Annotated in this window: 23 protein-coding genes; 16 read left to right on the forward strand and 7 right to left on the reverse strand. The window is 47.3% G+C overall.

Translation table 11 applies throughout. From position 1 onward, the window contains the following. Positions 1–337: 337 nt before the first annotated feature. The 7 genes from GRF59_RS01865 (at position 338) to GRF59_RS01895 (ending at position 8,598) form a co-directional block, all read left to right on the forward strand. Complete coding sequence (locus GRF59_RS01865) at positions 338–1,630, forward strand: hemolysin family protein (RefSeq protein WP_160495971.1); 1,293 nt, start codon at positions 338–340, stop codon at positions 1,628–1,630. Positions 1,631–1,933: 303 nt separating this feature from the next. Continuing rightward, positions 1,934–2,683 carry an ArsR/SmtB family transcription factor gene (locus tag GRF59_RS01870; protein ID WP_237391586.1) on the forward strand — a complete coding sequence of 250 codons (750 nt, stop codon included), beginning with the start codon at positions 1,934–1,936 and terminating at the stop codon, positions 2,681–2,683. Between the two features lie 230 nt (positions 2,684–2,913). Beyond that, positions 2,914–4,662 (forward strand): ABC transporter substrate-binding protein, encoded by a 1,749-nt coding sequence (locus tag GRF59_RS01875; protein WP_160495973.1) that lies wholly within the window; start codon positions 2,914–2,916, stop codon positions 4,660–4,662. A gap of 75 nt (positions 4,663–4,737) precedes the next feature. Then, positions 4,738–5,694, forward strand: a complete 957-nt coding sequence (locus tag GRF59_RS01880) for an ABC transporter permease (protein WP_160495974.1) — start codon at positions 4,738–4,740, stop codon at positions 5,692–5,694. Between the two features lie 18 nt (positions 5,695–5,712). Further along, entirely contained in the window at positions 5,713–6,642 is a 930-nt protein-coding gene (gene opp4C, locus GRF59_RS01885) for an oligopeptide ABC transporter permease (protein WP_160495975.1), read from the forward strand. Between the two features lie 14 nt (positions 6,643–6,656). Further along, positions 6,657–7,640 (forward strand): ABC transporter ATP-binding protein, encoded by a 984-nt coding sequence (locus GRF59_RS01890; RefSeq protein ID WP_160495976.1) that lies wholly within the window; start codon positions 6,657–6,659, stop codon positions 7,638–7,640. Further along, positions 7,633–8,598: an ABC transporter ATP-binding protein gene (locus GRF59_RS01895; RefSeq protein WP_160495977.1), complete on the forward strand. Its 966-nt coding sequence runs from the start codon at positions 7,633–7,635 to the stop codon at positions 8,596–8,598. The genes GRF59_RS01890 and GRF59_RS01895 overlap by 8 nt, the downstream gene beginning before the upstream one ends. A gap of 72 nt (positions 8,599–8,670) precedes the next feature. On the opposite strand, the gene GRF59_RS01900 is transcribed toward GRF59_RS01895, so the two are convergent. After that, positions 8,671–9,243: a nucleotidyltransferase family protein gene (locus GRF59_RS01900; protein WP_202128467.1), complete on the reverse strand. Its 573-nt coding sequence runs from the start codon at positions 9,241–9,243 to the stop codon at positions 8,671–8,673. A 175-nt stretch (positions 9,244–9,418) separates the two neighbouring features. Here GRF59_RS01900 and GRF59_RS01905 point away from each other — a divergent pair, with 175 nt between their 5' ends. Further along, positions 9,419–9,934 carry a hypothetical protein gene (locus GRF59_RS01905; protein WP_160495979.1) on the forward strand — a complete coding sequence of 172 codons (516 nt, stop codon included), beginning with the start codon at positions 9,419–9,421 and terminating at the stop codon, positions 9,932–9,934. A 47-nt stretch (positions 9,935–9,981) separates the two neighbouring features. On the opposite strand, the gene GRF59_RS01910 is transcribed toward GRF59_RS01905, so the two are convergent. Beyond that, on the reverse strand, positions 9,982–10,797 hold the full coding sequence (locus tag GRF59_RS01910) for a hypothetical protein (protein ID WP_160495980.1): 816 nt from the start codon (positions 10,795–10,797) through the stop codon (positions 9,982–9,984). Further along, entirely contained in the window at positions 10,778–11,365 is a 588-nt protein-coding gene (locus GRF59_RS01915; RefSeq protein WP_160495981.1) for an RNA polymerase sigma factor, read from the reverse strand. The genes GRF59_RS01910 and GRF59_RS01915 overlap by 20 nt, the downstream gene beginning before the upstream one ends. A 300-nt stretch (positions 11,366–11,665) precedes the next feature. Here GRF59_RS01915 and GRF59_RS01920 point away from each other — a divergent pair, with 300 nt between their 5' ends. Together GRF59_RS01920 and GRF59_RS01925 are read left to right on the forward strand one after the other, a co-directional pair. After that, positions 11,666–13,984 carry a histidine kinase gene (locus tag GRF59_RS01920; RefSeq protein WP_160498074.1) on the forward strand — a complete coding sequence of 773 codons (2,319 nt, stop codon included), beginning with the start codon at positions 11,666–11,668 and terminating at the stop codon, positions 13,982–13,984. Positions 13,985–14,101: 117 nt separating this feature from the next. After that, a complete protein-coding gene (locus tag GRF59_RS01925; RefSeq protein WP_160495982.1) occupies positions 14,102–15,112 on the forward strand; it encodes an aldose 1-epimerase in 1,011 nt (336 codons plus the stop codon). A gap of 52 nt (positions 15,113–15,164) precedes the next feature. Here GRF59_RS01925 and GRF59_RS01930 read toward each other — a convergent pair whose 3' ends face one another. Further along, complete coding sequence (locus GRF59_RS01930) at positions 15,165–15,647, reverse strand: double zinc ribbon domain-containing protein (RefSeq protein ID WP_160495983.1); 483 nt, start codon at positions 15,645–15,647, stop codon at positions 15,165–15,167. A gap of 295 nt (positions 15,648–15,942) precedes the next feature. On the opposite strand from GRF59_RS01930, the gene GRF59_RS01935 reads away from it, so the two are divergent. The 3 genes from GRF59_RS01935 to GRF59_RS01945 are packed head-to-tail and all read left to right on the forward strand — an operon-like array spanning position 15,943 to position 18,471. Beyond that, a complete protein-coding gene (locus GRF59_RS01935) occupies positions 15,943–16,890 on the forward strand; it encodes a helix-turn-helix transcriptional regulator (RefSeq protein ID WP_237391757.1) in 948 nt (315 codons plus the stop codon). Then, positions 16,877–17,566: an AlkZ-related protein gene (locus GRF59_RS01940; protein ID WP_160495985.1), complete on the forward strand. Its 690-nt coding sequence runs from the start codon at positions 16,877–16,879 to the stop codon at positions 17,564–17,566. The genes GRF59_RS01935 and GRF59_RS01940 overlap by 14 nt, the downstream gene beginning before the upstream one ends. A 17-nt stretch (positions 17,567–17,583) precedes the next feature. Continuing rightward, positions 17,584–18,471, forward strand: a complete 888-nt coding sequence (locus GRF59_RS01945; protein ID WP_160495986.1) for a hypothetical protein — start codon at positions 17,584–17,586, stop codon at positions 18,469–18,471. 6 nt (positions 18,472–18,477) lie between these two features. Here the strand turns inward: GRF59_RS01945 and GRF59_RS01950 are convergent, their stop codons facing one another. The 3 genes from GRF59_RS01950 to GRF59_RS01960 form a co-directional block, all read right to left on the reverse strand. Next, positions 18,478–19,239 carry an SDR family oxidoreductase gene (locus GRF59_RS01950; protein ID WP_160498075.1) on the reverse strand — a complete coding sequence of 254 codons (762 nt, stop codon included), beginning with the start codon at positions 19,237–19,239 and terminating at the stop codon, positions 18,478–18,480. A gap of 127 nt (positions 19,240–19,366) precedes the next feature. Beyond that, entirely contained in the window at positions 19,367–20,596 is a 1,230-nt protein-coding gene (locus GRF59_RS01955; RefSeq protein WP_160495987.1) for an aminopeptidase, read from the reverse strand. Positions 20,597–20,889: 293 nt separating this feature from the next. Continuing rightward, positions 20,890–22,122, reverse strand: coding sequence for an aminopeptidase (locus GRF59_RS01960; protein ID WP_160495988.1), 1,233 nt, complete (start codon positions 22,120–22,122; stop codon positions 20,890–20,892). A 178-nt stretch (positions 22,123–22,300) separates the two neighbouring features. Here GRF59_RS01960 and GRF59_RS01965 point away from each other — a divergent pair, with 178 nt between their 5' ends. The 3 genes from GRF59_RS01965 to lspA all read left to right on the forward strand — a co-directional run bounded on the left by GRF59_RS01965 (position 22,301) and on the right by lspA (position 23,429). Further along, on the forward strand, positions 22,301–22,567 hold the full coding sequence (locus GRF59_RS01965) for a hypothetical protein (protein WP_160495989.1): 267 nt from the start codon (positions 22,301–22,303) through the stop codon (positions 22,565–22,567). A 44-nt stretch (positions 22,568–22,611) separates the two neighbouring features. Then, positions 22,612–22,878, forward strand: coding sequence for a metal-sensitive transcriptional regulator (locus GRF59_RS01970; RefSeq protein ID WP_160495990.1), 267 nt, complete (start codon positions 22,612–22,614; stop codon positions 22,876–22,878). An 86-nt stretch (positions 22,879–22,964) separates the two neighbouring features. Next, positions 22,965–23,429 carry a signal peptidase II gene (lspA, locus tag GRF59_RS01975; RefSeq protein WP_160495991.1) on the forward strand — a complete coding sequence of 155 codons (465 nt, stop codon included), beginning with the start codon at positions 22,965–22,967 and terminating at the stop codon, positions 23,427–23,429. The last annotated feature ends 35 nt before the right edge of the window (positions 23,430–23,464 follow it).

Consider the following 23,464-nt stretch of genomic DNA (forward strand, 5'->3'; position numbering starts at 1 on the left):
GCTATAAAAAGCCGAAATGGCCGTCTTTGCTGTCATAAATGACAGGGGACGGCTCTTTTAGCCTGTTAACCGGATGTTTGCTTAAAAAAACAACGGGTCGCTGTAATATACAGTCATACCTTGCCGTTTGACTGTGTAGTGTATAATTATATAATTAAAGATATGTACCAAAATAATACACAGAGACAGGAGATGGATCCATTGGGAAGTTGATGCTGATTCCTTCATACATGCTTGGCATGTCTTACAACTTTACTATACGAAGGAGGTGTACCTATTTGCCGGTTAAGAAATACGGTGAATAGGAAGACGATTGACTGACCCCTTACCGAGTTTGATGAATTTGATTTGGGTAGTGGTATTGGTAATACTGAATGGCTTTTTTGTTTCTGCGGAATTCGCTATGGTGAAAATCCGGAGCAGCCGCGTGGAAACGTTGGTTGACGAAGGACGCAAAGGCGCTTTATTCGCGCAAAAGATCGTAAATAACCTGGATGCCTATTTGTCTGCTTGCCAGCTTGGCATCACGCTTGCATCGCTCGGACTTGGATGGCTTGGAGAACCTGCCATAGCAAGTTTGGTTCGACCTCTGATTCATGCCTTGGGCTTTGGAGAAGCTGCTGTACACGGCATTGCCGTCGTCATCGCTTTCATCCTGATAACCATTTTGCACATCGTGCTTGGAGAACTCGCACCTAAATCCATGGCGATCCGTAAAGCGGAATCCGTTGTGTTGATGTCAGCGGCTCCAATGGTGTATTTTAACAAGCTAATGTATCCTTTCATCTGGGTGCTCAACGGACTCGCCAATGCATTGCTGCGCATGTTGCGCATCGCTCCCGCATCGGAATCCGATTCCGCCCATACTGAGGAAGAAATTCGGGTATTGATGAAGGAAAGCAATAAAAACGGACTCATTGATAATACGGAGCTAGCACTAGTTGATAATATTTTCGATTTTGCCGAAACGACCGGCCGCGAGATCATGATCCCCCGTACGGAAATGATTTGTCTGAACACGCAGATGTCACGCGAAGAGAATCTCGAAATTGCCTATGAAGGCATGAGAACCCGTTACCCGGTTTGCGATGGCGATAAAGATCACATTATCGGATTTATTCATATCAAAGATTTGCTGCGTTCCACTGCGACTGAATACAATACTTTGATTCGTCCAATCCTAGCTGTACCGGAATCCATTCAGATCAGCGCACTGCTGAAGCTGATGCAGCGGGGCAAGACCCAGATTGCCATCCTGATTGATGAATATGGCGGCACATCCGGGCTTGTTACCCTGGAAGACATTATGGAAGAAATCGTCGGCGAAATCCAGGATGAGTTTGATGAGGAACGTCCTGGCATTGAAAAGATTCATGAGAATGAATATTCGATTGACGGATTAATGCTCATTGATGAAGTGAACGACCGGTTTGGACTTGAGCTCGATACGACTGATTACGACACCGTCGGCGGTTGGTTGTATTCCCGTATCGAAGCCATCCCTCCTCAAAAGGGTCAATCGGCGGAGCTCGATGGTCATATTTTCATAGTGGAAGAAACGGATCACAAGCGCATAGCAAGGATCAAGCTGCTGAAACCGCAATTAATGGTGGAGGAAGCGGGCGCATAAAGTATAATATATAAAAAGAGGCACGGTGCATGTTGCATCGTGTCTTTTCGTTTTGCCTCATTTGAAAAGAGTGGAATGCTTTAAAGTGTTCACGCTATAATGGAGACAGTGAAACAGATAGAAGGGAGAAGATGCAGATTGAGTTATTCCATAGATCTAAAGTTTGAACCCGTTCATGAATTCATGAATAGCCTACATTCATACATATGCCGTAAGTCTCATAAGAAAATAGATCTAGCTCCCTGTTGGGCCCAAGAGACGAAAGAAAGTCTTACACCCGAATTCGCGCGGACTCTGGACGATATGCTAGTCAATGGAGACTGGAGATTCGCCTATCTGCTCGCGTTTCTCGTTCCGGAGGGACTGGGGGTCGATGGTTTTCTTATCTGGCTGGAGCATTTAAGTACTCATGATCTGATCGAACTGTACGCAACGAATGGGAATGAATTCCCTCAGGAAGAGATCGAATCCTTCCGAAACAGAATTTTAGCCATGTTCCAACAGTGGAATGAACAATATTTTAAGGATGTGGATCCTGCGATACTCCATGCTTTGGAACAAGAGAAGGAAGCAAGGCTTTCTCAACTTTCAGACAATTCGGGAGAAGCATTTGTGGATGAGACGACCAATGGAATGCTTTTTAAACCCCTCCCAGGGATCAACGAGTTGTTATTGGTGCCGCAGTATCATTTTCAGCCTCTGAATATCGTGAACCAATACGGGAACCAAATCATCTGCCATTATAACGCGCGCATTTATTTGGGGGACAAGGACCTGATTCCAACGCATGATCTTCGTTTGCTTCGCAGTCTCGGCGAAAAGAATAGGCTCAAAATTCTGAGATTCCTGCATCAAGGCCCCCGAACGTTTACGGAGATTGTCGGACACCTGAAAATTTCCAAAGGCATTACCCATGATCACATTTCCAAGCTTCGGAGCGCCGGGGTTTTGTATGCGCATTTTGAAGGCGAGAACCTGACGGAATACAGTTTGAGAAATAGAGCGCTGAATCAGCTGCAAGACCGGTTATTTCGTTATATTGAAGCAGAATAGTTGCCGTATTTCATATTATTTGAATGTATGGAACCTCCTTATTGCTTGGATGCAATCAGGGGGTCTTTTTTTTATGGAACAAGAACAGTGAATTTAATTCTGAAAATATTTTGCAGTTCTCTATTTACAGAACTCCAATTGCTCCCTATAATTAATAAAAAACGAGTCAAATCATACTTAACTTATCGGATATGTGAGATAAGGCGAAAAATTGGGAGGTTAGGTTTTTCATGAAAAAAGGCGTTTACTTATTAACATCATTAATGATTGTTGGTTCTTTGCTCCTTTCTGCTTGCTCCGATTCCAAAGAAACAGCATCATCGGGCACGAGCACAACTCAAACCGAGCAAGGCTCACAAGATAAGCCGGCTTCGACTCCTGCAGGGGATTCGGGACTTACCGAACCTTATAGCGCAGCGGATATGGCTAAGCTTCCATCGGCAGCAAAGCAGCGTACGGATACGATCATCGTTGGTTTGACAGATCCGAGCGGGGCGTTTACGCCATATTTTACCCAGAGCGGTTATGACGGCAACGTGAATTCCCTTCTGTTCAGTTCTTTGGTAACCGTAGATGAGAAGGGGTTGCCAATCCCGGACTTGGCGGAGAAATGGGATGTTTCGGATGACCAGTTAACTTATACATATCATCTCCGCAAGGATTTGAAATTCAGCGATGGATCGCCATTGACCGCAGATGACGTGGCATTCACATGGACCATTTTGTTCGACAAGTCCTATGACGGCGACTCCATGATTCCAACGCTTCCCGTAAAGGGAGCTCAAGCTTATAAAGAAGGCAAGGCCCAGAGCGTCGACGGCATTAAAGTGATCGATCCGCTGACGATATCCGTGACGCTGGATAAACCAAACGCTACCGCACTCGTTATGTTAGGCGATAAAGTCTTGTCCAAAGCCTACTACGGTAAAGATTATAAGTTTGGCCAACTGGAATATATCAAAAAACTTCATTCGAACCCGGTAGGCAACGGACCTTATAAACTTGAGAAATTCGTTCCGGGGCAGGAAGTACGCTTTGTGGCGAACGAGAACTACTACAAAGGCAAACCGAAAACAGAACATTTCATCTACAAAACCGCTGAGGGCGACACCTGGCAGTATCTCGAAACGGGTGAGGTGGATTACGCTTCATTCAGTGCCACGACAGAAAATATCGATAAACTGAAAAGCCTTGGATTCGTAAACATCATTCCATATACGCCAAGCACTTATGGATATCTGCAAGTGAATCTGGAACATGAAGCATTAAAGGACAAAAAGGTCCGTCAGGCTCTGACCTATGGACTGGACCGTCAAAGCATTTTTGTAGATGCTAACCAAGGTGCGGGTTCGGTTGCCAACATTCCATCATCCCCGATTTCTTGGTCGTATACGGAAGACGGAATCAACCCTTACAAATTCGATACGGAAAAAGCAAAACAGCTTTTGGATGAAGCCGGATGGAAAGAAGGGGCGGGCGGTATCCGCGAGAAAGACGGTAAACAGCTAGTGATACACTTCCTGGGTTCGAAGAGCAAACAAACGGATATCTTCATTGCGGTCGCGAAGGAAAACTTCCAGGCAATCGGCGTGAAATTCGAGCCAGAAGTGTTTGCAGACTTTAACTCGCTGGTATCTAAAGTGGAAAGCGGAGATTACGACCTCGTATCCTTCTCGACGCCGATGCTGACGGATCCTTCAGACGGACTGGTACAGTTCCTGGATGGTGAGATTAAGGGATACGACAATCCGAAACTGAAAGAGCTGTATGAAAAAGGTTTGGCCACTTCGGACATTGAAGAACGCAAACAAATATACAAAGAGATCTACCAGCTTCTGAACGATGAACTTCCGATTATCTTTACCAGCTATAAGAAGACCGTCTATGGCTATAATGGACGGATCGATCAACTGGCCGTTAGCCCGTTTGTTGGTCTGGCAAACAGTCTTCCGGACTGGTCGCTGAAGCCGGCACAATAATCCAGCACACATGTCGTCCCTCGTCCGAAAGCAGCTTTACTGCGGACGGGGGACAATGCGATTAGGAGGCTAATGATGAGTGCTTATTTAACAAAACGGATCAGTTACATGTTGATCATCCTGCTGGCAGCATCACTGCTGATATTTAGTTTGTATGCGCTGACGCCGGGGGATTTTATCAGCAACAATATCAAGCTGACTCCTGAACGCAAAGCGGAGCTCAGAGAGATTTACGGCTTGAACAAGCCCATGCTGGAACGTTATGGCATATGGATGAAAAATGCATTGCACGGCGATTTTGGCTACTCCCTGGCGCAGCAAAAGCCGGTATTAACGCTGTTCAACGAATATATTTGGAATTCATTTTTACTGGCGGCCGTATCTACGTTTTTGACTTGGCTCATTGCCGTGATTATCGGAGTCGTGTCAGCCTATAAGCAGTATTCATGGTTTGACACGCTTGTCATGGTTTTGATTTTTGCGGCGATGTCGCTGCCATCCTTTTTCATAGGCTTATTTCTGATTAAGATTTTCGCAGTGGACCTGAAATGGCTCCCGCCCGGAGGCATGCTAACCACGGGAAGCAACGCCGTAGGCTGGGCTTACGCCAAAGAAGTCATCAAGCACATGACACTGCCGGTCGTGGTTATGACGCTGCTCGGGGTAGGTTCTCTGACGCGTTACTTCCGCAGTAATATGATTGATGTCATCAAACAGGATTATATCCGCACGGCCCGTGCCAAAGGATTAAAAGAAGGCAAAGTCCTGTTCAGGCATGCCCTGCGCAACGCGCTGCTGCCTGCGATTACACTGGTGGGATTCGAGCTTCCGGCTTTGTTCGGCGGTTCTCTGATTATTGAGAAGATTTTTAACTGGCCGGGGATCGGCCAACTGTACATGCAATCCTTCGGTCTGCGGGATTATCCTCTATTAATGGGCTTTACCATGCTGCTTGCCGTACTGACAGTCATTGGAACGCTCATTTCCGACGTGTTGTATCATATTGCCGATCCGCGCGTGCGGCTGCATTAAAGAAAGGGGAAATATTTCATGTCACTGAACAGCACTCCGCTGCCTGGGGCGGTCGGGGGGACGAAGCCCCGTACGAAATCTTCTTCCCTGTTTGGGCAATCGATGCGCAGGCTTATGAAGAATAAACTTGCCATTTCAGGACTAGTGGTTGTTATTATCATGTTTTTGGCTTGTTTTGTCGGGCCTTTCTTTTCGCCATACACAGACAATAAGGTGAACATGGCTGTGATGAATAAGGCGCCGAACATCAAGCATTGGCTTGGGACCGATGCGCTTGGAAGGGACGTTCTGACGCGCGTGCTGCAGGCTGGCCGCATTTCGTTGACGGTTGGACTCGCGTCCATGGTACTGTCTGTGTTTATCGGAGCGCTTCTCGGAGCTATCGCCGGCTATTACCGGGGGGTTGCCGATCAAGTCATCATGCGAATTGCGGATTTACTGCTGACCATTCCAGGACTGCCGCTGCTGTTTATTTTCGGGGCGTTATTATCGGACTGGAAGGTGCCCACAGAATACAGAATGTATATCGTCATGTTCATGCTGGGTTTTGTGAACTGGCCGGGGCTTGCGCGGATGGTCCGTGGACAGATGCTGAGCTTGCGTGAGCGCGAATTCATGCAGGCTGCGGTTGTTCTTGGACTTAACGACCGTCGCAAATTGTTTAACCATCTGCTTCCCAATATCGTCCCATTGCTCATTGTCATTGCCACATTGAATATCGGCGGCTCGATTCTCAGCGAGTCGGTGCTTAGCTTCTTCGGTCTGGGCGTCATGGCGCCAACTCCCACCTGGGGCAATATGATCGATGCTGCGAATAACCTGATCGATTTTCAGGAACATCCTTGGCTCTGGATTCCTCCGGGCTTCTCTATTTTCGCAACCGTGATTGCGATTAATATTTTCGGTGATGGGCTGCGGGATGTTCTTGATCCTAAACAGAAGAGGTAGGTGAAAGTCTTCCGATGAAAGATCTCATTCAAATAGACCATCTCAGCACGTATTTCAACACCGAAAGCGGAAAGGTCAAGGCTGTTGACGATGTCAGCCTGCGTGTTCGTGAGGGGGAAATCGTCTGCATTGTCGGGGAATCGGGTTGCGGCAAGAGTGTGACTGCGATGTCCATCATGGGGCTTGTGGAAGAGCCGGGCGGCAAGGTAGTCAACGGCCAAATCCATTTTGACGGCAAAGACTTGCTACAATTAACCAAAAATGAATTGCGGACGATCCGCGGAAACGATATATCAATGATTTTTCAGGAACCGATGTCTTCGTTGAATCCGGTGCTGAAAATCGGAGAGCAAATTATGGAGCCACTGATCATACATCAGAAATTAAGTAAGAAGGAAGCGCGTGAGCGGGCGATTCAGCTCATTGAGCAGGTGGGGATTTCCAGAGCGAAACAAATCGTGGATTCCTACCCGCATGAGTTGAGCGGAGGGATGCTGCAGCGAATCATGATAGCGATTGCTATCTCCAGCAATCCCAAACTGCTCATTGCCGATGAACCGACTACCGCGCTCGATGTGACAATTCAGGCACAGATTCTGGATATGCTCCGCCAGTTTAAGGAACAGTCCAACATGTCCATCATGTTGATCACTCACGATCTCGGCGTTGTGGCCGAGATGGCGGATTATGTTATCGTCATGTATGCGGGGAAAATCGTTGAAGAGGGTGAGGTCGTCAAACTGTTCGAGTCACCCCAACACCCGTATACGCAAGGCTTGCTGAAATCGAAACCGGTACTAAATCAACGCCAGGATGAGCTGTACTCCATTCCAGGGCAGGTACCTAATCCGCTTGAACTGACGGAATCCTGCTATTTCCATGACCGCTGCGAGCACTGCATGGACATTTGCAGAACCCAACAGCCCAAACTGAAGGAAGTCGCTTTGCAGCAGAAAGCCGCTTGCTGGTTGTATGAGGAGGCGCTTGTTCATGGCTGAAACTTTGCTTGAAGTCAATCATTTGAAAAAATACTTTCCGATTCATAAAGGGTTGCTAAACCGGACCATCGGCCATGTGAAAGCAGTCGATGATATCAGCATTTCGATTCAAAAGGGTGAAACGTTCGGACTTGTGGGGGAGTCGGGAAGTGGGAAAAGCACCGTTGGCAAGACGATCGTCCGGCTGACTGAAAAGACAGAGGGCGAGATAAAGTTCAAAGGCGTGGATCTGTATACATTGTCTCCCCAAGAGCTTCGCAAGATTCGTCCAAGCATGCAGTTGATATTCCAAGATCCGTACAGTTCCCTTAATCCGCGAGTTCGGGTAGGGGATGCTATAGGTGAAGCGCTTCTGGATCATGGTCTTGTGCCGAAAGAGGAGATCCGCGACCGAGTACTTGATGTCTTGCAATCATGTGGTTTATCATCGTATCATATTGATCGTTTTCCACATGAATTTTCGGGAGGCCAGCGTCAGCGGATCGGCATTGCGCGTGCGCTGGTTTTGAATCCGGATCTGATCATTGCGGATGAACCCGTATCTGCCTTGGACGTATCCATTCAAGCCCAGATTATAAATCTATTCCGCAAGCTTCAGGAAACGCGGGAGCTTGCGTACTTGTTCATTTCTCATGATCTCAGCGTGGTAGAGCATCTCTGTTCCCGGATCGGGGTCATGTATCTGGGTTCCATGATGGAGACCGCGTCAAGGGATGAACTTTTCAAAAATCCGCTGCACCCATACACCAAAGCGTTATTGTCGGCCGTCCCGATTCCGATTCCAAAGCTGAAGCGGGAACGGATTGTCTTAAAGGGAGACATTCCAAACCCTGCCGATCCGCCAAGTGGTTGCAAATTCCACACACGCTGCCCGTTTGCGGTTGCGAGATGCAAGGAAGAAGTACCCGTTTTCCGCGATGCGGGTGCAGGCCATTTTGTAGCCTGTCATTTGGTATAATTAACTTGCGGGTTCATATGAAAAAGGCATGGTCCAATGAGACCATGCCTTTTTGCCGTATTTATCGATTGTCTATTGAATATGTACGATTCTCACGTTAGGCCAGGTAGTACTCCAATTCTTTTTCGAGATACGTCGTTCATAGATTTGTGCATGTTCTTGAGTCTCGAGAAAGTAGGGGGTAGGCTTTACGATCATATGGATCGCATCTTGAACTCCATGCGGTGCGGTCAGTTTAAGCTCGTCGTTTTCATCCAAGGTCACTCCTAGGGACGTCGCTGTTTCGGAAAAGTTCGCAATGGCATCCACGGATGAAGTAAAAGGAGGCATATTGTTAATGAGATGCATGCGGGCTTCATTCTTTACCGACCAAGGGATATGGGGATTAATGGAGAACAGAGCCCTTTCAAGTTCCTTCTCAATGGCTTCATCACAGCATCCGGGATCAAAATAAACGACATCTACATCTGGAAGCGGGGTACGCTCAGTAAAACCATGCAGCACATCCCATATTTTCGAACGAACAAAACCTGCGCACACCCACCAATCCGGTAGCTTTAAAGTTTTGGCGGCATGAAGAATATCCATCATCCAGGCATCATCTCGAACGAGTTGAATGATGTCTTTTTCGTTTTTTAGAATCAAATGTATCCCTCCCTGGAACATATATTCTTATTATTTTACAACATGTAAGAGCGAGAGGAGAATGAAATAAAGCGAATAAACAAAAAAAATCTTTGAATATGTCGCAACTTGTCTGCTTCTGAAACGTTATAAGTAGTGTATTCCAATATTACCCAATTAAAGGACAGGTGAAAGTATGAAGAATTCTAATTATCGTAAACTTTTAACCATGACCGCTGCTGTCTCCGTACTCAGCATGATGCTGGCTACCGGAGCAGGAGCCGAATCCATCGCAGCCGACGACATTGTTTCTACTTCTTCTGCAGTGAACGAGCCTGGCGCTCTGACACCACCTCCACCTCAAGAATTCAACACTCTTAGTATCACCGGTAATTTTAAATATCTAGCAGCAGGGGGCGCGTATATTTCAGCAGTTGGCAATGGCCAGCTAAGCGTAAATGCAGATACCAGAGCATCATCACCTGTAGATACGATTAAAGCCTATGTAACGCTTCAACGATACACCGGGACAAGCTGGGTTGATGTATCCAGCACTACATTTACAAATAGTTCATCCGATTATGTATTTGGGGATGCCATGTTTACCGGGGTGAAAGGCTTCTATTATCGAGTTGCCTGCACGCATTCGATCAATAAAGGCGGACTTTATGAGCAAAGCATTGAATATTCAGGCATGGTATTGGCATATTAATCATAACAAAAGCGGCAAACTGACTCAGTTTGCCGCTTTAATTATATCTATTGGATTTTCAGGAAATCTTTATACACCCGAACCAATTCATCCTTCGGCAGATCACTGCCAATTTGAATCATAACCGTCTGATGCATTCCTATTAGCTGATTATATACCCCAGGGCTAAAGTATAACTCATCATCGCCCAACTGTATCATTTCCGTATCTTTGGGAACGGTTGTCATGGTGGACTGATATGTTTTTAATTTCATCATGTCAATCCAAAGATTATGTTTCTCTTTATCGACGTATTTCAGCGAGATCCGGTCAAATTTGCTTCCATTCTCGGATGGGTAAGAAATAGTGTAACTGTCAAAACGATATTCGGGAGGTACCTGTGTTATATCAGGTAGAGCAAACGATAGTTTGGATTTTGCGTCCTCCAATTGCAGAGGTGAGCTTTCGCTTTTCCTTTCTTCAGACCACTCCAAACGGGCAAAATTATCATTTTCGTTTTCCTGGCCCAGGGTCTTCTCAGGATTCTCCGTTTTCGGTGTTACCAGACTTTGCGGCGTGTCACCGTTTCTGATAATAATGCTGATCATTCCATCGCCCAAATCAACAACGGATTTTACGATAGGAGAGATCGCCTTTGTCACACCCGGTGGACTAAACAGTATGGCTCCGGCCAAAAAAGAAGCAGCCACGATACCGCTAAGTTGAATACGGCGTCTTCGTTTCCGTTTATGGTTCACTTGTTCGAGCTGCTCTTGAACCTTTTTCCAGGATGCTCGTTTGCTTTCATCGGACGTTAACGAGGATGAAGAAACAGCGCGGTCGAAAGCGACATTAAACCACTCTTCATATTTTTCGCTTTTCATCCTTAATCCCCCACTCTTTAAACAGCATTTTTTTGATACTCTCCCGAGCGCGGAAGAGACGTTGCTTGACGACATCTTCACTCAGGTCCAACAAATTTGATATTTCTTTGTATGTCAGCCCTTGCTTCCAGCGATATTGGAGTAAAACTCTGTATTCAGGCTTTAAAAGCTGCAGGTATTCCATGATAGATTCTTCGATTAGCTTGGTTTCTACCGTATTTTCTACCGATACGGGAGATTGAGGAATTTCCTCTTTATACATAAAAACACCTTCAACATCCAATTGGTTACGGTAGTTTTTATTTTTTCTCAAATAATTAATGGTGGTATTTTTGGTGACGACTTTGAGCCATGCTCTCAGTTTGCCCTCGTTCTCGAAAACGGGCTTGTTCTTGATGACTTTAATGAACGAATCCTGTATGATATCTTCGGTTGCCGCGTGATCTTTAATAATATAGAAAATCATGCCATATGCAAAATCATAATATTCATAATATATCTCTTCCTGCAGATCCTGACTGATATCGCTGAAATCTGCTGTTGCTAGCAGTCTGATCATATTGGACATGGTATTCCCCTTCCCGAAACCCCCGTCTTCTGTTTTTTCACTTACATTCTATTTTACAATATTTCTGGATACATGGCCTAATATTTGGCATTAATTTTTTTTGAGGAACAGGCGATAAAGATGCGATAAATCAAGCAATAACGAGTTAACGTTCCAAATATATGTTTTTCCCTTGGCAAAAAGTCGATATTTCGGAATATTCCGTACTACATGCCACAAATCATGCATGACGGATTTTACTTAAATGCCATTCCGGCTTACGATTCACCTCAAGAGCTGGATGTAGGGGAGACGGAAATCATGGATGGATATAAAAGAAAAACACCAGAGCAGATTTTGGATGATATTAGAAAGCTTCAGCGGGGCAACCTCAAAATTATCATTGGGGCTGTCAGCGGCAGCGGCAAAACCTATCATATGCTGAGGGAAGGTCAGATTTTGCAAAGCCAGGGGATCGATGTGGTCATATGTGCGGTATCCACGCTCCAGCGTCCGGAAACGGTCAAGCAGCTGGCTGATCTGGAGCGTGTACCAAGCATTCATTGGATGGATCAGGGCAAAGAAACCAAGGATCTTAATCTGGAAGGACTGATCGCACGAAATCCGGAAGTGGTCCTTGTGGATGGGCTGGCGCACCGGAATCGCAGAGAGGCCCGTTTTCCAAACCGTCTGGAGGATATTGAATATTTGCTTGAAAAAGGGATTAGCGTCATTGCGACGCTGAATGTATATGAGCTTGAAGGCGTTCATGACCTGGCCAGGAAATGGACGGGAATGCAGGCACGGGAAACGGTACCGCTTGAAACGTTGAACATCGCCGATGAAGTGAGACTGATCGATGTTACCCCGGAGACGTTGATTAACAGATTGGAGGAGGGGCATTTAGAGCTGAGCATGGACAAGGGGCTGTTCACCCGCAAGGATCTGGCCGTGCTCCGCGAATTGTCTCTGCGATTGGTGGCGGAGGATGTCAACACCACCTTGGAGAAACATAGGGAAGAACAAGGCTTGCTCGGACCGTCCGGTGCTTCTGAACGGATCTTGGTTTCGGCACAGTACCACTGGAATGGTTCGATTTACATCCGCAGAGGGCAGCAGATCGCGAAGCGGTTGAACGGGGATTTGCTGGTTGTTATTTTTATGCTTGAAAAGAGAAAGCTTACGAAAGAAGCTTCAGCCTTCAAGCGTTCCCTGCAAAAGATGGCGAAGAAGACGGATGCCATGATGGAAGAGCTTTCTCTGCGTTCAACCCGGCAATTTCCCGATATGTTAATCCGGTATGCAGTGGAGAAAAAAGTGACGCGCATCGTGCTTGGTCATTCCAAAAAAAGCCGCTGGGAGGAATTTTGGCAGGGGTCCGTGACGGATGGAATATTGAAACGGGCAAAAGGCATCGATATTTTCTGGGTAGCCGATCGCACGGCCCAAGGCGAACCGAGAATCTTGCCGACACGCAGACAACAGCGGGATGAGAGCGAGTGGTACCACCGGCTCAGCCAGGAAGAGATCGAGAAGAAGGTAGAACGTATTAAACGTGGACGGTTTAAAATCTATATCGGCTCTGCTCCGGGCGTTGGCAAGACGTACACGATGCTCATGGAGGGGAATGAAAGTCTGCATAAGGGTATCGATGTAGTCATTGGCTGGCTGGAAACACATGGACGTGCGGAGACTGCCTCCCAAGTGGAGGATCTTGATTCGGTGCCTGCGCTACAAATCCCATACAAAGGTACGGTACTGCGAGAAATGGATACGGCAGCTATCATCTCACGAGATCCTGAGCTGGTTCTGGTGGATGAGCTCCCGCACAGCAATGTCCCCGGCAGTATCCACAAGAAAAGATATGAAGATATTGCTTATCTGTTAGAGCATGGGATTTCGGTAATCACGACGGTCAATGTTCAACATCTGGAAAGCCTGAATGATGCTGTAGAACAAATAACCGGCATACGCGTGCGCGAAACGGTTCCTGACTATATCCTTTCCATGGCAGATGAGGTTGAACTGATCGACATTACCCCTCAGTCACTCCAACAGCGAATGAGAGACGGCAAGATCTATGCCGCAGAGAAAGTGGAGCAGGCACTAAGTTCATTTTTCAAAACCGGTAATTTGATCGCGTTACGCGAGCTTGCTCTGCGTGAAATTGCTGATGATGTCGATGAGAGACTGGAAGCCTGGGAAAGGAAGTTTTCACTGAGGGGGCCTTGGAGAAAAGAGGAAGCGATTTATGTATGCATTTTGCCCGGCTCTAACAGCGAGCGTTTGATCCGACGGGGATTCCGCATAGCGTACCGCTTGAAAGCCACTTGGTATGTCAGCTATATACAAACAAAACATGCAGCGACGGAAGAAGAACTTTCGAAAATAGATGCCTGCCGCAAACTTACGGAGAGTTTCGGAGGCTCTTTTGAAGTGACGACGTTAGACGGTTGGAAAGAAGTTCCCGGTCATGTCATGAGCAAGACCAACGCGGTGCAAGCAACGCAAATCATCGTTGGGCAGGCGGTATATGGTCAAACGCTCCGACGCCGTAAGGTGGTCCGCGAGCTGATCCGTCTGGCGCGTGATCTGGACGTGCTCCTTGTTTCCAATCCGGAAAATACGCAGCCGTCATAGGTCGTAATTCTTCATAGAGAAGTGCAGGAGTTTGTTTTAATATCGTTTTCGCAGGCCTGCGTAACATGTTATATTATTACAAGCATAGGTTTTACGATACCTGAAGAGGAGGCAATCATGGAGACACAATTTGCAGCATACAATGGCGATTTTAATGGGGAACATGCGGTTTGGCTTAAGCACGGTCAATATGAAGCGGCAGTTCTGCCCGAACTGGGCGCTAATTTGATCCTGTTTCGTGATCTTGAGAACGGTTACCGGTATTTGCGTGAACCGGAGGCAGATGAAATGGAGGATTTCAAAGGCAATCCCGGGGTTTACGGTATTCCGGTTTTGTTTCCGCCGAATCGTTTTGATGGAGGAAAGTTTTTATGGGAGGGCAAGACTTACGAGCTTCCCGTGAACGAAACGGACCGCGGCAATCATCTTCATGGATTTATGCACAAACTGCCATGGAAGGTCGATTACTTCAAGGGCGATGAGTATGAGAGCGTGGTTGTCCTTTCCCAGCAGGTACGGGACGGACATCTGTATAAACAGTATTTCCCGTTTGAGTTCACGATAACGCTTCGTTATACACTGAGCGGGAAAGGTCTTCAGCAGCAAGTCACGGTGACAAACGATGGCAAAGAGCGCATGCCGAATCTGCTGGCGTTCCATACAACAATCAACGCTCCTTTCGTACCTGGCAGCCAGGCATCCGATTATTCCTTTAAAGTCACGATCGGCCAGCGCCGGGAAATGAGCGAGCGGATGCTGCCTACAGGTGCTTTCCAACCGCTGAGTCCTGCGGAAGAGCAGATGAAGACCACGGGCGTAAGTCCATATTTCGAATCGATGGATAACCATTATACGGCAGTACCCCAGGATGGACGCAACCGGATGGAACTGACGGATCAACGTACAGGCGATGTATTCGTCTATGATGTTGGCACAGCCTACAAACACTGGATGATATGGAACAATGGCGCCGGAGGCAAGTTCTTCTGTCCGGAGCCGCAGATCAATTTGGTGAACGCACCGAATATCTCCGGAATGAATGCGGAGGAAATTGGCCTTATAGGGCTTGAACCTGGCGAGAGATGGGAAGAAACCAGTTCGTTCTACGCCATCAAACGCAAGCAATAATAGGATGAATACGAAAAACCGCCTATCCAGGAAGGAAAGGCGGTTTTTCATCTTACTCGCTTAATTGGAAGCCGCACCCGCGGCAGAAATGATCGCCATGGGCTGCCGGCTCGCCACAGCGCGGACAGAAAGCCGCTTTGTCTGTGTGAGAAGCTTGCACGGCTGCGGGCTGCACGACGACGGTTTGAAACTGTTGTCCGCAGAAAGGACAGTAGGATGCGTCTGCCGGCAGCATTTTTCCACATCCGCATTCTTTGAGATTCTGCAGATGCTGAATCTTCTTGTTCAGTTCCTCGATCTCGAGTTCAAGGCCAAGAATGGACTCCCTGTACTTTTGAAACTCCGCGTTCGGAATAAAGCTGGACTCCGTCTCAAGGGATCGGTACACGATGCGTCCGATTTCAGTATAGTTTTTTTCGATATCCTTTTCTTTGGATGACACCTGGAACTTTAATGTCGTGGATTCCACGGTTTGCTGGGCTTTTTTGCCCGCATCTGACACACCCTGTTTAAGCTTGTTTAAAAAGTTGGACATAACGGGGTTCTCCTCCTTCATCCGTTCTGTATCCATCTTTTTCATGACGCCAAAGAAAGCCGGGCATAGGGTCATCCAGGCTCTTTTGCTTATGGATACCTCATGGTAGTAATAGTGTATGGCTTATCTTATGGCATTATAACCGAGTACATAGAAGAGGGGAATACCTGTTTTTTGCCCCATTTCGTTTTATTGAAAAAATCCTGTCCATCAAATAATCAGTGACATATAAGATGTCACCAATGGATTGTTATAATGGGGTTACCACAAGAAAGGGGACGACGGTTTGAAAAAGATGGACCGCCTGATGGCAATCGTGATGGCACTGCAGCATGGCAGCCAAACGGCTTCCGCACTGTCAGATAAATTGGAGGTATCAAGGCGCACGATTTTGCGCGATATTCAGACACTGTCAGAGATTGGCGTTCCTCTAGGAGCGGTTAGCGGTCCTAACGGAGGCTACACTCTGATGGCAGGCTTTCAGCTGCCGCCGCTTCAGCTTAGTTCCAGGGAAGCCCTTTGCGTACTGTTTGCTTTGCAGGGACTGACAGGCTACACGGATACTCCGTTTAACGGGGAAAGGTGGACGGTGATGGACAAAATCCGGAGCGTTCTTCCGCAGGATACGGCCCAAAGCATTGATCCGCTGTTGAAGAGTATGGAGGTTGAGGTTCCGAAACGAGTCTATCATCTGCCCCATTTGGAGATGCTGCTGGGGTTGACGGCGCAAGAGCAATGGATTTCTGTATTCTATCAATCCATGAATCACAGACGAAATCTGATCATCAGACCCATCAAGATTTTTGCTGCACATGGTTTCTGGTATTGTGACTGCATATCGTATACGCATCGCGAAAAAAGACGGCTGCGCATTGACCGCATAAGCGACATCGCCGAAGTCGCGGCTCCGGAGGATTATGAAGAGCCTGAGCAGTGCGGGAATTCAGTTTCAACCGTTCATATCCGGGCAGAACTTACTTATAAAGGGATGCTTAAGGTCGAGCGAGACGAGCATATTGGAGAATGTATCGAGGCGGTAAGTGAAGATTGCTGGATCGCGGATTTTCATCTTCCGGAAAGCGAGTGGGACTGGGTCGTGCAGTTGTTTTTCTCGCTGGGACGGGAAGCCGAGGTCATCAAGCCGGATGAATTACGCGACTCCATCCGTGTAAGAGCACACGAACTGCTTAACCGTTATGAATATGCCAGAGACAGAGGAGAGCCATGTAATGAGTGCAAATGAAAAAGAAATCTTCGTCAGACATTTTGAAGAAGCGTCGAATTATATCCATCGTATTGGCATTCTTCCGCTCGCTTCAATCATTCCGGATTATCCGTCTCTTGAAAGCATAACCTCGAAGGAAAGTTGGTATAGCGGTACGGAACAAGATCCTTGGAGTTGGCGAGTGCGTTTTCCGGTGGAGGGAAAGGCAGCTTACGGGAAGTTTTTTAGGAAAAAGGCGGTTCTGATATCGACAGAATGGTTTCCTTGGGTCCATGCTTGTCTGGGTTTAGGAATAGATGCGGAGAAGTTATATCGAGATGGCATGTTGTCCAGAACGGCATGGCAGCTTTATCAACTGATTAACATCGATCAGGGGATTGATACCCGTGTATTGAGAGAACGCGCGCAGATGAAAGCCAAAGAGGACAAGAAGGCATTTGATCAAGCGGTCATAGAGCTGCAGGACTCTCTCCTCATAGTCATTTCCGGTGTTCAAGAAAGGGTGAATGCAGACGGCGAGCCGAATGGATGGAACAGCACAGCTTATGAAACTGCGACGCACTGGATGAGTCAACATGGGTTAAAGGCTGCCGAATGTACCAAGGAAGAAGCTTGCAATGAAATAATGGCCAGATTACAGGACAACTGCAGTGACAAGTCCATCGCCTTTTTCAAAAAGGTATTTCAAGTTTAAGCCTAGGAGGAGATCTTATGAAACTTAGCCAATCTCAATGGATGCAAGCAAGGGATTTTATTTATGCCAACGGCAGGCTTCTCGATCGCAGACGATATGAATATCATTTTGCGAATGGGACTGCGGTGTCCGTATTGAATGCGCTTCGTCCATATCAAAATCAGGATGGCGGGTTCGGAAATGCGCTTGAGCCGGATATGCGTACGCCGGAAAGCCAACCGATCGCCACGGAATATGCGTTGATGATTATGGATGAAGTTGGCTTATGGGATGCAGAAATGTTAACCGGCGTATTGAATTACTTGAGAACGATAGCGAAAGCGGAAGGTGGTCTGCCGCGAGCCACGACTTGCGTAAATGAATATCCTCATGCTCCCTGGTGGACGACGGACGAAGACCATAGCGGGTCTTTGAATCCGACGGGAAGAATCCTCGCTCTTTTATATAAACAGCAAGTGATCACGGGATGGGAAGGGGAAGAGTGGTTCACGAAATGCGTTGATTTTGTCTGGAGAAGCATACCGTTTGCGGACAAGTCGGACTATCATGATCTGATTCATTGCATTACATTTCTTGAACATACGCCCGATCGGCAAAGAGCATCGGAGATCATATCGCAAGTGGATGAGTGGCTGCAGTCGCCAGGGACGATCGAGCTGGATCCGGGAGCGGAAGGATATGTACATAAGGTATTGGAGTGGGCTCCTGCTCCCGGCAGCTACGCGAAAAAATGGATCAAAGATGAAGATGTACGGCTCCACTTGGAATACTTGATCCGGCATCAGCAAGGGGACGGAGGGTGGGGGATGAGTTTTCCCGCGTTAAGTCCAGGAAATGAAGCCGAGTGGCGCAGCCTGATAACGCTAGACCATCTCATTACGCTACAGGCTTACGGGCGACCCTGAGGCTTACTAAATGGCGGGCATTACATTGCCGCCGCTGACCGGTATATAGGCTCCCGTAATATAACTGGCCAAATCAGAAGCAAGGAAAAGCACGGTATTAGCTATTTCCTGATCTGTCCCGCGGCGTTTAAGAGGAACATGCTGTGAGTAGGTTTCCTGAATTTCGCTATGGTTTTCCCGATCCTTCTCACTAATGGTCCATCCTGGTGCGACCTGATTGACGGTGATGCCATGCTCGCCAATCTCCTTGGCCAGTACGCGGTAGATGCCATCCATGCCTCTCTTTCCGGCAGTATAGGCAGATTGTCCGGGGAAGTTCTGCATCGCACATTCCGTATTGATGCCGATGATACGTCCGTGTCTTCGTTCAATCATGTCCGGTGCGAAAGCTTTGGCCAGGTGGACGCTCTGTAGAACGCAGGATTCGAACTGGCTCCGGTAATCCTCAATGGGCTGTTCCAGGATACTGGTCCATTCATACTGGATGACGGCGTTGGCAACGATAATATCCACCTTGCCCATGGTACTGATGGCTTGATCACGCAAATGCTGTACGGCTTGGAAATTAGTGATATCTGCTTGGACCGTGACACATGCTCTGCCCTGAGCTTCAATCTCAGACTTCAGCTGGACTGCCTTTGCCTCATTACCATGATAATGCAGAACTATATCTGCACCTGCAAGGGCAAGAGTACGCGCCATAACCCGGCCGAGTTGACCGGTAGAGCCGGTGATAAGAGCGGTTTTACCCGATAAATCAATGGGGATCAATTCTTCTTCACTCCTTCAATCATAAATTGGTCTAATGGTATCACTGGTTTCGGATCAGCGTCAACGAATGGAACAGAAAAACCGAGCCTATGGCTCGGTTTTTGCTATTCAAATCGAAACTATATTAAGCCCAATCTCCGTTCACGAAAATGGCTTCTTCCTTGCCGTCATGGGTAATGCCGGTAATATTCATTTCAGGAGAGCCCATCATGAAATCGACGTGCGTAATGCTGGCATTCATGCCATGGGCGTCCAGTTCTTCCTTAGACATGGTCTTTCCGCCTTGAAGATTGAATGCATAGGAGCTGCCTATAGCTAAATGACAAGAAGCATTTTCGTCAAAGAGGGTCGTCAGGAACAAGATATTGCTTTGCGATATCGGGGAGTGGAACGGAACGAGCGCCACTTCCCCGAGATAATGGGAGCCTTCATCCATGCCAATGAGGCGGGCAAGGGTATCCTGACCTTCCTCGGCAGTAAAGTCTACGATACGCCCATTCTCGAAGGTGAGCTTGAAACGGTCAATAATGTTTCCGCCGTAACTCAGCGGTTTGGTGCTGCTTACATAGCCGTTAACGCCGGTTTTGAGCGGAGCCGTAAACACTTCCTCCGTAGGAATATTGGCAACGAAAGTGGTTCCTTGTTCATTTACACTGCCTGCTTGTGCCCAAATATGACCTTCCGGAAGTTCAATCGTGAGATCGGTTCCGGTGGCCACGAAGTGAAGCTTACGATATTTCTTGTTATTCAGCACATCGGATTTGGATTGAAGCGTTTCAATATGTTTATGCCATGCTCCAATAGGATTCTCCTGGTCTGCGCGTACGGCGTAGAAAATGGCATCCCACAGTTTCGCAACTTGCTCTTCTTTGGGTGCGTCCGGAAATACCTTGGAAGCCCAATCCGGGGAAGGGAAAGCAATGCCTGTCCAGCTCATTTTGTCGGATTGTTGATACTGGCGATATTTAGCCATAGCTGTTCCGAAGGTTCTTTGGTTATTGGCGATCCGCTCCGGGCTGACACCTTTCAAGAGATCCGGGTTGGAGGAGATTACGGTCAAAAACGCCGCGTTCTGTTCAGCCAGCTCGGTCCACTCACGCGCTTGAGCGGTTGGAGGAATCAGGAAGGATTCTTCCGGTGCCAAGTCATACCGGAGGCGTGTAACGGCTTCATCGGTGTAATTGACCTTAACCATATTGGCTCCGACTTCATAAGCCTTTTTCACAATCAGTCGCACAAGTTCCGCAGCGTCAATGGCAGCGCTGACAACCAGGGTTTGACCCGGCTGGACATTGGCACCGATTTTAACTGCCAGTTCAGCGTAGTTATTTAATTTCTCTTCAAAAGTTAACATGGTTCATTCCTCCTGAATAGCGATTGGATTATGTAAAAGAGTGTGTACCCATTCATTAGATCGTTATGGGTTATTTTACTATTGTAAATCAACCAGGGGTCAAATAGTACTTAAACTTATCTCCTGATCGTCATATGAATGAGTTTAATCGGCTGTTTTTCTTGGGTTATGCTATTCGATATCTAGAAATAGAGTCTTTCCCGCATCTGCAGGAAAGACTCTACATGACTCCAAGGGTTGCATCTTATGCAGAAGCTAAAGTACATGCATTGATGGTTTTTTGAAGTCAGAATTTAAAATGCCCAGTTTCCTTGTTTAAATACAGGTTCTTCTTTACCATCTGTTGTCACTCCGAAAATATCCATTTCTCCGGAACCGATCATAAAGTCGACATGCGTTACGCTGGTATTCAGACCATGCTGTGTAAGCTGCTCTTGACTCATGTCTTTGCCGCCTTCGAGACAGAAGGCATAGGCACTGCCGATGGCCAGATGATTGGATGCATTTTCGTCGAACAGAGTATTGAAGTACAGGATATTGGAATCCGAGATCGGCGATTGATGAGGCACTAAGGCAACCTCGCCCAGATAGTGTGAACCTTCATCCATTTCGACCAGATGCTCAAGCACTTTTTGTCCTTCTTCGGCTTTGACACCGACAATTCGACCATTTTCAAAAGTGATGGTAAAGCGGTCAATGATGTTGCCGCCGTAGCTGAGAGGCTTGGTGCTGCTGACATAGCCGTTAACTCCTGTTTTCAGTGGAGCCGTAAAGACTTCTTCCGTCGGCATGTTGGCAACAAAGCTGTGTCCGTTTTGGTTAAAGCTTTCACCGGCAGCCCAGATATGACCTTCAGGCAGTTCGATCGTCAGATCCGTGCCCGGAGCTATGTAATGCAGCTTCTTGTATTTCTTTTCGTTCAGCACTTTTGATTTGTGGTCCAAGGTTTCCAGATGTTTGGTCCAAGCTTCAACCGGGTTGACCTGATCCACGCGAACGGTATGGAAAATGGCATCCCATAGCTTCTGTACGCGTTCTTCCTGCGGGGCATCCGGGAATACTTTATCTGCCCACTCCGGAGAAGGGACGGCGATCAGACACCAGCTGAATTTGTCAGCTTGCTGATAAGCGCGATATTTGGTCATTGCTTGTCCTCTGGCTTTTTGATTCGCGACGATGCGTTCTTGTTTGATGCCTTTCAGCAGATCTGGATTTTCGGCAAGCACATGAAGCACGGCTGCTCCTTTTTCTACGAGCTCCGTCATTTCGCCTGCATACCATTTCGGTGCTTCGGAGAATACGTCATCTGCCGCATGCTCGTATTTCAGCCGAGTGATTTTCTCATCGTTCCAGTTCACGCGAACTTCGCTGGCACCGGCTTTGTAGGCTTTTTCTGTAATCATGCGTACGAATTCTGCCGACTCAACGGGTGCGTTGACGACGAGAATTTGACCTTGTTGGACATTAGCACCGACTCTAACAGCCAGATCGGCGTATTTGTTTAGATTTTCCTGAAAATCTGCCATGGACTTAAACCTCCAGTATAATTAATCATGCATTTTGGATGCGGGATTCAACCCATCCCCGAATAGTATTGTACTAAATTGGACGACATATTGAAAATGTGTGCGCACTGGATGGAAAGAATACCGCACATGGTATACTATATAATCATCGAGATAGAAGTAAAGGAGATATGTTTACATGGATTTTCAAATAGTTAAAGCAGATATGAAGCAGGATGAGGACAAGCATTACCTCGGGCATGTGACCTTTACGTTGTCGGGACACAAGGCTGAGTATGAAATTACGCTGTTCAGCAAGAAGGGAAAGGAATGGGATTACAGCTTGAATTTCGCTGGCGAGTCCGGTAATGAGGAAGAGTTCCTGAAGGCGGATGAGCAGCTCGAAGAAAATGACGATTTGTTTGACGCATTGGTCGATGCCGCGCTTGAAACCATGGAACAGTAAATACCCTTGCAAATGTGAAGCCTGAAGGGGCCAGGAGAGGATGAATGAACATGAATTATGATGATAATGTCGTTCGACGCCTGAAGCGGCTGGAAGGGCAGGTCCGCGGCGTACTGAACATGATGGAAGAAGGAAAAAACTGCAAGGACGTCGTGGCTCAGCTGTCTGCCGTGCGAAGCGCGACGGATAAGGCGATGGCATATATCGTTGCCATGAACTTGGAACAATGTATTTTGGAGGAGCATGCCAAAGGGAATGATACCGGCGCACTTGTAAAAGAAGCGGTGGAGCTTTTGATCAAAAGCCGTTAATGGCGCGTCAGTTTTTTAAATAGGACAGGGAGTCATGCATCTCTGCCGGTACTGCTATAGGTGCAGAGGGAAAAGGAGGGAGAGATTTGCTGTTTTATATATTGACGCTGATCGTCGTGCTCATCGATCAAGGCTCAAAGTGGTGGGTGCGAGATCATATGTCGGTCGGTGAACACCGAAGCGTTTTTGATCCCTATCTTCATTTTGAACATTATCAAAACACAGGAGCAGCCTTTAGTTCTTTCCAAGGCTATGGCAAGTGGTTCGCTTATTTGGCAATCGTTGTGGTAGGAGTGATTGTGTATTACCGGATTAAAGGCGCACTCAGCGGAATCGTCATGGATCTGGCCGCGGGTTTTCTTGCCGGAGGTGCCATCGGGAATGCGCTCGACCGGCTCATTTACGGCAAGGTCACCGACTTTATCGTATGGGGCTCAGGTTCCGGAATCATGAATGTTGCGGACATAGCCATTAATGCCGGAGTGGTGCTTCTCGTTGTGGGCATGCTGCTTCGCAGTTGGTGTGAGAGACGGTCTTATTCTTTTAAATGAGCGATACAATGAACTAACGTTTAATCTTCATCTGA

The organism is Paenibacillus dendrobii (genome assembly GCF_009807035.1).
In the GTDB taxonomy this organism is placed as follows: domain Bacteria; phylum Bacillota; class Bacilli; order Paenibacillales; family Paenibacillaceae; genus Paenibacillus_AQ; species Paenibacillus_AQ dendrobii.

Excerpts from the sequence above, each read along its gene's own strand:
- GRF59_RS01865 (WP_160495971.1), top strand. The coding sequence starts at position 338 with ATGAATTTGATTTGGGTAGTGGTATTGGTAATACTGAATGGCTTTTTT.
- GRF59_RS01870 (WP_237391586.1), top strand. The coding sequence starts at position 1,934 with ATGCTAGTCAATGGAGACTGGAGATTCGCCTATCTGCTCGCGTTTCTC.
- GRF59_RS01875 (WP_160495973.1), top strand. The coding sequence starts at position 2,914 with ATGAAAAAAGGCGTTTACTTATTAACATCATTAATGATTGTTGGTTCT.
- GRF59_RS01880 (WP_160495974.1), top strand. The coding sequence starts at position 4,738 with ATGAGTGCTTATTTAACAAAACGGATCAGTTACATGTTGATCATCCTG.
- opp4C (WP_160495975.1), top strand. The coding sequence starts at position 5,713 with ATGTCACTGAACAGCACTCCGCTGCCTGGGGCGGTCGGGGGGACGAAG.
- GRF59_RS01890 (WP_160495976.1), top strand. The coding sequence starts at position 6,657 with ATGAAAGATCTCATTCAAATAGACCATCTCAGCACGTATTTCAACACC.
- GRF59_RS01895 (WP_160495977.1), top strand. The coding sequence starts at position 7,633 with ATGGCTGAAACTTTGCTTGAAGTCAATCATTTGAAAAAATACTTTCCG.
- GRF59_RS01905 (WP_160495979.1), top strand. The coding sequence starts at position 9,419 with ATGAAGAATTCTAATTATCGTAAACTTTTAACCATGACCGCTGCTGTC.
- GRF59_RS01910 (WP_160495980.1), bottom strand. The coding sequence starts at position 10,797 with ATGAAAAGCGAAAAATATGAAGAGTGGTTTAATGTCGCTTTCGACCGC.
- GRF59_RS01915 (WP_160495981.1), bottom strand. The coding sequence starts at position 11,365 with ATGTCCAATATGATCAGACTGCTAGCAACAGCAGATTTCAGCGATATC.
- GRF59_RS01920 (WP_160498074.1), top strand. The coding sequence starts at position 11,666 with ATGGATGGATATAAAAGAAAAACACCAGAGCAGATTTTGGATGATATT.
- GRF59_RS01925 (WP_160495982.1), top strand. The coding sequence starts at position 14,102 with ATGGAGACACAATTTGCAGCATACAATGGCGATTTTAATGGGGAACAT.
- GRF59_RS01930 (WP_160495983.1), bottom strand. The coding sequence starts at position 15,647 with ATGTCCAACTTTTTAAACAAGCTTAAACAGGGTGTGTCAGATGCGGGC.
- GRF59_RS01935 (WP_237391757.1), top strand. The coding sequence starts at position 15,943 with ATGGACCGCCTGATGGCAATCGTGATGGCACTGCAGCATGGCAGCCAA.
- GRF59_RS01940 (WP_160495985.1), top strand. The coding sequence starts at position 16,877 with ATGAGTGCAAATGAAAAAGAAATCTTCGTCAGACATTTTGAAGAAGCG.
- GRF59_RS01945 (WP_160495986.1), top strand. The coding sequence starts at position 17,584 with ATGAAACTTAGCCAATCTCAATGGATGCAAGCAAGGGATTTTATTTAT.
- GRF59_RS01955 (WP_160495987.1), bottom strand. The coding sequence starts at position 20,596 with ATGTTAACTTTTGAAGAGAAATTAAATAACTACGCTGAACTGGCAGTT.
- GRF59_RS01960 (WP_160495988.1), bottom strand. The coding sequence starts at position 22,122 with ATGGCAGATTTTCAGGAAAATCTAAACAAATACGCCGATCTGGCTGTT.
- GRF59_RS01965 (WP_160495989.1), top strand. The coding sequence starts at position 22,301 with ATGGATTTTCAAATAGTTAAAGCAGATATGAAGCAGGATGAGGACAAG.
- GRF59_RS01970 (WP_160495990.1), top strand. The coding sequence starts at position 22,612 with ATGAACATGAATTATGATGATAATGTCGTTCGACGCCTGAAGCGGCTG.